The organism is Paracoccus sp. (in: a-proteobacteria) (assembly GCF_039808215.1).
GTDB lineage: Bacteria > Pseudomonadota > Alphaproteobacteria > Rhodobacterales > Rhodobacteraceae > Paracoccus.
In genome coordinates this window covers 1-5206 of the sequence record NZ_JBDHSP010000125.1, presented here as the reverse complement: position 1 = coordinate 5206, position 5206 = coordinate 1, and the positions used below count along the sequence as shown (strand labels likewise).

General features: G+C 60.8%; 4 protein-coding genes and 1 pseudogene. 1 reads left to right on the top strand and 4 read right to left on the bottom strand.

What is annotated here, in order from left to right; all coding sequences use genetic code 11:
* Positions 1-353 precede the first annotated feature (353 nt).
* The gene (locus WMK75_RS18240; protein ID WP_347269005.1) at positions 354-1187 is read left to right on the top strand and encodes a DUF3883 domain-containing protein; all 834 of its coding nucleotides are present in this window, start codon (positions 354-356) and stop codon (positions 1185-1187) included.
* A gap of 3 nt (positions 1188-1190) precedes the next feature.
* On the opposite strand, the gene WMK75_RS18235 is transcribed toward WMK75_RS18240, so the two are convergent.
* The 4 genes and pseudogenes from WMK75_RS18235 to WMK75_RS18220 all read right to left on the bottom strand — a co-directional run.
* Positions 1191-1574: a hypothetical protein gene (locus tag WMK75_RS18235; protein WP_347269004.1), complete on the bottom strand. Its 384-nt coding sequence runs from the start codon at positions 1572-1574 to the stop codon at positions 1191-1193.
* On the bottom strand, positions 1571-2347 hold the full coding sequence (locus WMK75_RS18230; protein WP_347269003.1) for a recombinase family protein: 777 nt from the start codon (positions 2345-2347) through the stop codon (positions 1571-1573). Before WMK75_RS18230 ends, WMK75_RS18235 begins: the two co-directional genes overlap by 4 nt.
* A gap of 213 nt (positions 2348-2560) precedes the next feature.
* Complete coding sequence (locus WMK75_RS18225) at positions 2561-2971, bottom strand: hypothetical protein (protein WP_347269002.1); 411 nt, start codon at positions 2969-2971, stop codon at positions 2561-2563.
* Position 2972: 1 nt separating this feature from the next.
* Positions 2973-5206, bottom strand: a pseudogene (locus WMK75_RS18220) (restriction endonuclease); the annotation flags it as partial.

Genomic DNA, 5206 nt, shown 5'->3' with positions numbered 1-5206 from the left:
CCCATCCCCTCCGCCACTTTCAATTCGCGAACCCATGGCGAGGCCCCTGATAGGGCCTTTTTTCTTTGTGTTTCAAAGGGGTTTAGCGGAGGCATCCGACATTCGGAGACTGGCGGCTGGCCCGAAATCGGTCTCTGAACGCCCCGCGTCTCTTTCCATCCGCCCTTCACCAAAACCGAGGCGGATTCAAAAGATGCCGTCTTTTCAGCTAATTGGAGGAAACGGATTGCGCCGGGGTTGAGGCGCGCTCGACCGCTGTCGGTGCGAACGGAGACACCCGAAGGCGGCGTGGTCGTGCGGGGTAGTGCGAAGTCTTTGATGACAAAAAGACTTCGCCCTCATAGCCTGGCGCAATGTCGAACGGGCCCTGGACGGATGAAGAGAACGACCTGATCGTCGCGGATTACTTCGCGATGCTGGCCGCTGATATCGCCGGGCGCCCCTACAACAAGGCCGAGCACAACCGGGATCTTCAAACCCGCATCGGCCGCAACCGCAGTTCCATCGAGTTCAAGCACCAGAACATCAGCGCGGTGCTCAAGGGGCTCGGTGAGGACTGGATCCCGGGCTACAAGCCCGCCTTCAATTTCCAGATGACGCTGGTGGATGCCGTGGCCCGGTGGCTGGCGCTGAACCCGGCCTGGCTCGGCCGCCAACCAGGTCTGCGCCCCGCAGGTGGTCTGCGCGAGGCAGCGCAGATCTGGATCGGGCCGCCGCCGACGCTGTCCAACCAGCCGCCGCCGCAAGAGCTGGAACAGATGCTGCACATCGCCCGCAAGTTCGATGTGGCGGGCCGGGACGAGCGCAACCGCGCCCTCGGCCGTGCGGGCGAGGAGCGCGTGCTGGCACATGAGCGGGCGGCGCTGCGGTCGGCGGGCCGGGACGACCTGGCCCGCAAGGTGCGGTGGATCTCGGATGAAGACGGCGACGGCGCAGGCTACGACATTGCCAGCTTCGCCCCGGATGGCCGGGTGCGCCTGATCGAGGTGAAGACAACGAACGGCTGGGATCGCACGCCCTTCCACATCACCCGCAACGAACTGGCCGTGGCCGAGGAACGGCGTTCGGAATGGCGCCTGTTCCGTCTCTGGAATTTCTCACGCGAACCGAAGGCGTTCGAACTGCACCCGCCGCTGGATGCGCATGTCTCGCTGACGGCAACGTCCTTTCAGGCGAGTTTTCATTGAGGATCAGCCGAGCGCGCGCTCGGCTTGCTCCGCCCACGTCTCCCCCGCCAGAACGCTCAGATCATAGAGGCTGACTGCCGAGGCCTCGCGCCCGCAGGTCAGTCGCTTCAGCACCTCGGGCGCGAGATAGGCCAGCCGCAGCTGGCGGCTGACATAGCGCTCCGCCAGTCCGGCGGCTTCGGCCAGTTCCCGGATCGTGGTAAATTCGCCCGCTTCCATGCGCCGTCGCCAACCCCATGCCGGGCCGATGGCGCGCAGGATATGGGGATCCTGCGTCTGATCCTCGCTCGGACGATAATCGGCCGGCGGCATGATTTTCGGCCGCCCGTTCTTCTTGCGGATCTTCAGCGGGATCAGAACGCGGATCGTGTCATCAGGCCTTGTCATTCTGCCGCCTCCATTCTGCGCGGGGCAACCATCTCTCGGATGACGCCTGCGATGCCTTCGCGACGAATATCGACCTCGAGCCCCGCTGCGGTCACCGTGACCCGCCGCACAAGCAGCTGGATGATCCGGGCCTGTTCTGCCGGGAAAAGCTGCGACCACAGGGCGCCGAACTCATGCAGCGCGGCGATGGCATCCGCCTCCGAGGCCGCGCCAGCTTTCTGTTTCAAGGCTGCAAGCACCTGCGTGACCACCTCCGGCGTCTGCAAAATGCGGCGGACTTCGGTCACGACGGCCTCCTCGACCATTCCGGCGGCGAGCCGCAACGGGGCGGTTTCCTCGCCGGTCTCGCGGTTCCGGATCACGTCCATCGACACATAGTAGCGGTAGAGCCTGGCCCCTTTCTTCGTGCTGGTTGGCGTCATGGCCGCGCCGGTCTCGCTGAAGATCAGCCCCTTGAGAAGCGCGGGCGTCTGCGCGCGGCTGTTGTTGGAACGCTTGCGCGGGCTCTCCTGCAGGATGGCATGAGCGCGATCCCACAGGCCTTCGTCGATGATGGCATCGTGCTCGCCGGGATAGGACGTGCCCTTGTGCAGGGATTCGCCCCGGTACACGCGGTTGTTGAGCAGCCGGTAGAGGTAGCCCTTGTCGATCAGCGTGCCCTGCTTGTTGCGAGAGCCGTCGCGGCGCAGTTCCTGCGCCAGCACCGAGGCGGAGCCGAGCTCGATGAACCGAGCCGGCCAGATCGTCGCCGGTCTCGCGGGCGTTGCGTTCAAAGACCCGCATCCGGGTTCCGGCCTCTTCGGCCGCAGGGACAAGATCGCGACCGGCCTCGGTCAGATCGTAGCCATCCCGGTGCGGCCGGAACAGCTGCACCTGCAGCGCCTGTTCAAGTGCCTCGATCCGGCGCGAGACCGTGGAGGGGCTGACGCCAAGGGTCTGGGCCGCCGCGGAAAGCGACTTCCCTTGCGCCAGCGCCAGAAAGAATTTCAGGTCGTTCCAGTCCATGATGCCTTGCATTTTCGCAAAGCGTATCGCCGAAAACAAGCATCGCGCGCCGGATCGCAAGGAGTATTCTCGGGAAAAGCAGAGGAGATCAGGACATGACCCAGACCATCACCGCGATCCGCTTTTCCGAATTCGGAGGGCCAGAGGTTCTTTCGGCCGTGGAAGTTCCCCTTGCCGCCCCCGGAAAGGGTGAAATCCAGATCCGGCAGATTGCCATCGGCTTCAACTACATCGACATCTATCACCGCAGGGGCGTGTTCGGCCCGAAGCTGTCCTTGCCCGCCATTCCGGGCGTGGAGGGTGTGGGTGGCCTCTGCGCTGGCGAAGTCGTTAGCGGCGGTTTGGAGGCGCATCAGGCCGTCGAGGCTGACTTCGGTCGTCTCTTCGGTCATCTCACATCCCCATCTCCGCAAATTCGCCGTTCGCTTCCATCCGGTCCCAGGCGGCGAGGACGAGGCGGCGGGTGCGGTATTCGCCGTGTTGGCGGATTTCCTTTTCCTTCAGCACGCGGAAGGTTTCCGAGGGGTAGTCGGGGCCCTTCACGTCGGCGGGGTCGAGGATGTAGCGCAGCTCGTCGCGGGTCAGGCCGTAGGCGCGGGCGTAGAAGGCGTCGAGATCGGCGCGGAGGTGCGCGCGGCGGTCCTCGTCCCAGGCGAAGGGCGGGCCGTCATGGCCCAGGTCGCGGGCAAAGGGGGCGAGGCTGTGCGAGGTGTAGGTGAGTTCCAGCACCCTCGGGGTGATGAAGGTGAGGCGGGGTTCGGTATAGAAGTCGGGTGGAAACACTGGAAGTTGCCGAACGATGAAGATGTCCAGCCCTTGGCGAGCCATCTTTTGGCGAACGACATAATCTAGTGTGATTGCATTCATATTTGCGATCAGGCAAGCGCAAAGATCGGCGCTGCATTCTGCGGGAAACATTAGTGGAACGATGTGAGGCGCAGCAAAACGTGGCAGCACCGCAGAGATCATTGTCCGATATCCCTGCGGGTTGGCTGAAAACCTCCAAGCCAAGAGCCAATCCTTTTGCCATTTGCGCTCACTTAGAACATCATCAACAAAATCCTTGCGGAGCCAGTAACGTGGCATAGCTTCGGTAGCAGAATCGGCGCTCGACTTATCAATCGAAGTGATTTCTTCATTATCAGTGAAGGTCCCCCATCTATGGTCAAATTGATGGAAAGTCTTTGCCTCAACCAAGGGCACATACCTCTCCGAACCTCCCAATATAGCTTTTGTCCAGGTCAGACCCTGGGAAGTCGCATCTTCAGATCTCAGTTGCTTAGCTGTCTTGAACAGGCGGCTGTGAGTCGTCATGTTTAGTAAACCCTGTCGAAAAACGACGTGCCAAGCTGATCCGCCTTCGTCCCGATCAAAGATTGGCGCAGTGTCAAAGAGTTTAGCGAAGATATAAGCATCAGCTGAGGAACGAAATAACGTTCCATTCTTGGTGTTTGGATTGAACCGTTCTATTTTCTCTGCATCGAGCTCATATAGCCTCGATGGTTCAAAAACTTGAGATACTTCTGTGAGTCCTGAAGCCATCGAAATTGGCTTAGAGATACTTGGCGACAGAGTTAGTATGCAAAACTGGTTTCCGCCCAATCCAAGTTGTGAAAAGTAGATGTCGTTTGTGAATGAAAAGAGACTCCTAATTTTCCTCCGTTCAATCAATGCTGAAAAGATTGCGGAGGACATTGCATCAGTGGCAATTCCTGTTGGAACCACTATTCCTGCCCAGCCGTCCTTTCCAATCAAATTAAGGAATAGCTCAGCGAACAACGAATAGGTGTTCAGTTTGCCACTTGAGCTTAGTGAAAAACGTTCTTGGTTCCTTGCAAACTCATTGGCGGCTTCTGAAAGTCGCTTTGCTTGCACGAAACTGTCATGCGCAACCGGCTTGGTCTTGTTCAGATCTGCAATAGCCCGTTTGCGCGTGTCTCCAGTCAAGGCTGCGATCTCCGGCAGCAATTTTGCAAAATACTCCTCTTCCTTAAGCTGCATTACCTCCCACGGTGGGTTCCCCACCACCACGTCGAACCCGCCCCGCTGCATCACATCGGGGAACTCCAGCGGCCAGTGAAAGGCACGGGCGCGGCGGGCGGCCTTGGGCGCGTCCATCATCGCATTCCGGATCTTGCCCTGATTGAGGGCCAGCCACAGCTCCTCGGTCGTCGGCACGGTGCGGGCCGAGGCTCCCGCCGGTGCGCCGCCCGTCTTGGGCAGCAGGAAGGCCGCGACATAAAGGTTCGCCGCCGCCGTCGCCCGCACAAAGGCCTGGCCCTTGCGCAGTTCCTTGAACCGCGCGGCCTTGGCGCCGATCTGTTCCACGGTATCCTCGGGCAGATCACGAAAACCCGAGAAATCCAGCGCCAGTGGTTTCATCTCGGGCATGGCCACTTGGCCCGTGCCGAAATCGAACCCGCCTTGCCCCGCCGTCGCATCGCGATTGGCCTTGAGGTAGTATTTCGCGGTTTCCTTGTCGTCGCCGGTCAGCGGCTTGTAGGCCGCGTCGGGGATACCGTCCTGCAGCACCTTCAGTTCGAACACGCCCATGCTTTCCTTCTGCTCGATCGGCACCCGGGTCGGATTGATCTTGCGCTTGAGCGCGGTCGTCCCCTTGAACCTGG

Coding starts and splice junctions, on each gene's coding strand:
- WMK75_RS18235 (WP_347269004.1), bottom strand. CDS start 1,574: ATGACAAGGCCTGATGACACGATCCGCGTTCTGATCCCGCTGAAGATC.
- WMK75_RS18240 (WP_347269005.1), top strand. CDS start 354: ATGTCGAACGGGCCCTGGACGGATGAAGAGAACGACCTGATCGTCGCG.
- WMK75_RS18225 (WP_347269002.1), bottom strand. CDS start 2,971: ATGACCGAAGAGACGACCGAAGTCAGCCTCGACGGCCTGATGCGCCTC.